The organism is Aeromicrobium sp. PFPM2_SD2, assembly GCF_057364525.1.
Genome location: NZ_JBNFNZ010000217.1, coordinates 1 through 4,038, shown reverse-complemented (window position 1 = coordinate 4,038; position 4,038 = coordinate 1). Strand labels below are relative to the sequence as shown.

The following is a 4,038-nucleotide window of genomic DNA, read 5'->3' as shown; positions in this document are numbered from 1 at the left end:
AGTCGACGCTCCACAGGCCGCGCAGCTCGGCGGCGAGGTCCGTCCGCCGCGACGGCACCGCCGCCGTCGACCAGCAGCTGTGCGAGCAGGAGGGCCTGCTCGGTGTCGTCGGTGATGCTCCCGGCGGGCATGCCCGCGGCGATGCGCTGGTGCGGTCCGGCGGCCACCAGCCCGGTGATCGGGCCGTGGTCAGCGAGGATCTGCGTGCGGCTCATCGACTGGGTCGGCATGCCCAGCGCGTCGCCCAGCGCCAGCCCGGTCAGGGCGCCGAGCGCCCGGTCGTACGTCGTCACGGTCACATCGTGCCAGGGCGCCGCAGGGTCAGGTCGGGCGCCGACTCGCCCGTAGCTCTGCCACGCCGTGGAGCACGCCGCTCACGATCGTGCCGAGGAAGACGAACGCCCAAGCGGCGAGCACCACCAAGAAGGCCGGGTCCTCGCGTTCCGCCGCGGCCTCGATCCAGGCACCAACGTCGAACACCCCGGTCCAGCGCAGCACCCAGGACGCCACGATGCATCCCACGAAGACCGGACCCAGGACGCGGTAGACCCTCCGCGCACGGGCGCCCCAGCGGGGCAACGGTCGGTCGGCCACGGAGAGCATCCTCCCAAGACGGCGCCGCGGCGTCAGCGGTTCACAGCACCCCGCGCGGACGCAGCTGGACGCTGATGCGTCCGCCGACCGGCTTGGCTGTCTTGAGCACGGCGTGCTCCCAGGTGCGCTGGCAGCTGCCGCCCATGACGACGAGGTCGCCGTGGCCGAGCGTGAAGCCGATCTGCTCGCCGCCGCCGACCGGTCGCAGGCTCAGCCGCCGGTGCTCACCGAGCGACATGATGGCGACCATCGTGTCGGCGCTGCGGCCCCGTCCGATGCGGTCGCCGTGCCAGGCGACGCTGTCGCGCCCGTCGCGGTAGTAGCAGAGCCCGGCGGTGGCGAACGGCTCGCCGAGCTCGGGCAGGTAGTGCCGGGTCAGCGCCTCGCGCGCCTCGCCGATGACCGGGTGCGGCCACGCCTCGCGCTCGCCGTAGAAGCACAGCAGCCGCGGCACGTCGACCACCCGGTCGTACATCTCGCGCCGCTCCGCCCGCCACGGGACGTGCTGCTGCAGGTGCAGGTACAGCTCGTCGGCCCCGGCGACCCAGTCGCGCCGCACGTCGACCCACGCACCGCGGCTGAGCTCGGTGCGCTCGACCGTGCCGCCGAGCTCGCCGAGCGACGGCTCGGAGGCGGTGTCGAGCAGGGAGCCCTGGAAGAACGCGTCCATGCCGGCAGCGTACGCCGGTTCGAACACATGTTCCAGCCCCCGCAGTGCGGCACGATGTCCCCCATGGACGCGTGGGACGCCATCTGGGCGGAGGTCGACCGGCTGCTGGGCGGCGGGAGCGAGGACGTGCCGGCGCTGACCGCGCACGTGCGGGCGGCGCAGGAGGCGCACGTCGTCGACCGCGAGCTGCGGCCCGAGGCGACGGCCCGCTGGCTCGTCGCGCTGGCCGACGCGTGCCGCCGACTCACCGAGACGCACCCGGACGACGACACGGACACCGAGATCGCCACGATGCGGATGATCGCCACGCGCTGGCTGCGCCCGGCCCGCATGGGCCCCCTGCCCGCGCGCGACTGACGCCGGACGCACGACCGCTCCCCGAGCCGGTCGAGGGGATCCCCGTCGACGGGCTCAGCGAGCGGCGTGCGGCTCCGGGCGCGGTGTCGCGCTAGCGGACCGGGTGGGCGTCGGAGCGCCGTCGGCGCCCTTCGCGTCGTCGGCCTCGCCGACCGGCGTGGGCTCGGAGACCTCGCCGTCCTCCTCCAGCGGCGGCACGACGGTGATCTCGTCGAGCGCGGCGCTGTGGTCGCCGGGCACCGAGTCGGCCGGCTCGACGACGAGGGCGAACTCGCCGTCGTGGTCCTCGACGCCGGTCGCGACGGCGTCGACGACGGCGGCACGGGCCAGCTGCTGGTGGACGATGATCGGGTCGTGCCGCAGGTCCTTCCAGATGGCCAGGCACAGCGCTACGACCACGAACGTGAACGGCAGCGACGCGACGATGGTGATCGCCTGCAGGCCGTTGAGCGCGTCCGCCTCGCCGTTGCCGGCGACCAGCATGATCGCCGCCACCGCGCCGGTCAGGACGCCCCAGAACACCACGGTGACCTTCGACGGGGTCTCGCTGCCGCGCTCGCTGAGCGTGCCCATGACGAGCGAGGCGGCGTCCGCGCCGGAGACGAAGAAGATGGCCACCAGGGCCATGACCAGCACGGCGGTGACGGACGCCGCCGGGTACTGCTCGAGCAGCGCGAACAGGCTGGTGTTGGAGTCGACCGAGCCCTCCTCGCCGACGAGGCCGCCGGTGGTGCGCTGCCCGTCGATCGCGGCGCCGCCGAAGATCGCGAACCAGACGAGGCTGACCAGCGTCGGGACGAGCAGCACGCCGGTGACGAACTGGCGGATGGTGCGGCCGCGGCTGATGCGGGCGATGAACATGCCGACGAACGGCGTCCAGGACATCCACCAGGCCCAGTAGAAGATCGTCCAGCTGCCCAGCCAGGCGTCCATGTCGCCGCCGCTGGCCCCGGTGCGCGAGGCCATCTCGGTCATCTGCCCGGCGTACTCGCCCAGCGTGGTCGGCAGCAGGTTGAGGATCAGCAGCGTCGGACCGACGACGAAGACGAAGACGGCCAGCAGCAGGGCCAGGACCATGTTGGTGTTGGACAGCCACTGGATGCCCTTCTCCACGCCCGACACGGCGGACGCGACGAAGGCGACGGTCAGGACGGCGATGATGCCGACGAGCACGGGCGTGCCGACCGAGCCGACCCAGCCCTCGAACTCCATGCCGCCGGCGATCTGCAGGGCACCCAGGCCGAGCGACGCGGCCGAGCCGAACAGGGTGGCGAAGATGGCCAGGACGTCGACGACGCGACCGAACCAGCCCTCGGACCTGCGGCCCATGAGCGGCCAGAACGCGGCCGACAGGCGCTGCGAGCGTCCGGCGCGGTACGTGCCGTAGGCGATGACCAGGCCGACGAGGGCGTACATCGCCCACGGGTGCAGGCCCCAGTGGAACATCGTGGTCGCCATCGCCGTGCGCAGCGCCTCGGCCGACTCGGCCTCGGTCGTGCCCGGCGGCGGCGACACGAAGTGGGTGAGCGGCTCGGCGGCGCCGAAGAACATCAGGCCGATGCCCATGCCGGCGCTGAACATCATGGCGATCCAGCTCAGCGTGCGGAACTCGGGCTGCTCGCCGTCACGGCCCAGCGGCACCTGGCCGTACTTGCTGGCCGCCAGCCAGATGACGAAGACCACCAGGAACGAGGCGGTCAGGACGTAGAACCAGCCGGCACCCTCGATGACCTTGCCCTGCAGGCTCGACGCGGTGGACGAGAGCCCGGAGCTGCTGACGAGCCCCCAGACCACGAAGGCGATGGCGAACAGTCCGGTGACCGCGAAGACGACGGGGTCGACCCGGTCTCGCCACCCTCCTCCCGTTGGTGCGTCGGTGGTCGGGCGCGCGATGGCCATGTACGTCTCCTCGTGGTCGATTGCACGTCACACGTGCCGACATGACGGGGCAGACGGCACGAGCCGTCTGACTTCGTTACGTCAACCCGGCGCGATGCGCGAATCGAACGAGGAGCGGCGGCGTCAGACGCGGCTGCCGCGCAGCTGGGCCAGGTACACGAACGCCGCGACCGTGCCGAGCAGGTTGAGCAGCGACAGCGGCTCCCAGATCAGCAGGTGGGCGACGAGCGCGAGCACCAGGATGATCAGCCAGTTGCGCTTGGGCATGGAGTAGGAGAAGTCCGCGTCCTTGCGGGCCACGCAGTCCACGAGCGCGAACGCCTTGACCGCGAGCAGGACGAGCGTCAGCAGCAGCGCGATGCCGCTCTGCACCTCGAAGAAAGTCACGTCGTCACCCTACCGACCGGCCGCCGGGGACGGCGCCGCTGCGGCGACACGGGGCCCCCGCAGCAGCGTCGTCCTCGTCGGTCACTCCTGGGCGTCGGGCTGCGGCGGCCGGCGCGTTCTGCGACGGGGTG

The 4,038-nt window shown here is 72.4% G+C and carries 6 protein-coding genes; 1 reads left to right on the top strand and 5 read right to left on the bottom strand.

Annotation, left to right across the window (positions count from 1 at the left end; genetic code table 11):
• The 3 genes from AC2W7G_RS10625 to AC2W7G_RS10615 form a co-directional block, all read right to left on the bottom strand.
• Positions 1-293: ADP-ribosylglycohydrolase family protein (locus AC2W7G_RS10625; RefSeq protein WP_485868403.1), on the bottom strand; the 293-nt coding region annotated here is incomplete at its 3' end.
• A gap of 28 nt (positions 294-321) precedes the next feature.
• The gene (locus AC2W7G_RS10620; RefSeq protein ID WP_485868402.1) at positions 322-594 is read right to left on the bottom strand and encodes a hypothetical protein; all 273 of its coding nucleotides are present in this window, start codon (positions 592-594) and stop codon (positions 322-324) included.
• Between the two features lie 40 nt (positions 595-634).
• Positions 635-1,264 (bottom strand): alpha-ketoglutarate-dependent dioxygenase AlkB, encoded by a 630-nt coding sequence (locus AC2W7G_RS10615; protein WP_485868401.1) that lies wholly within the window; start codon positions 1,262-1,264, stop codon positions 635-637.
• 63 nt (positions 1,265-1,327) lie between these two features.
• On the opposite strand from AC2W7G_RS10615, the gene AC2W7G_RS10610 reads away from it, so the two are divergent.
• The gene (locus AC2W7G_RS10610) at positions 1,328-1,621 is read left to right on the top strand and encodes a hypothetical protein (protein WP_485868400.1); all 294 of its coding nucleotides are present in this window, start codon (positions 1,328-1,330) and stop codon (positions 1,619-1,621) included.
• 54 nt (positions 1,622-1,675) lie between these two features.
• Here AC2W7G_RS10610 and AC2W7G_RS10605 read toward each other — a convergent pair whose 3' ends face one another.
• A complete protein-coding gene (locus tag AC2W7G_RS10605) occupies positions 1,676-3,520 on the bottom strand; it encodes a BCCT family transporter (protein ID WP_485868399.1) in 1,845 nt (614 codons plus the stop codon).
• 123 nt (positions 3,521-3,643) lie between these two features.
• Positions 3,644-3,907: a DUF2516 family protein gene (locus AC2W7G_RS10600; RefSeq protein ID WP_485868398.1), complete on the bottom strand. Its 264-nt coding sequence runs from the start codon at positions 3,905-3,907 to the stop codon at positions 3,644-3,646.
• Positions 3,908-4,038 lie beyond the last annotated feature (131 nt).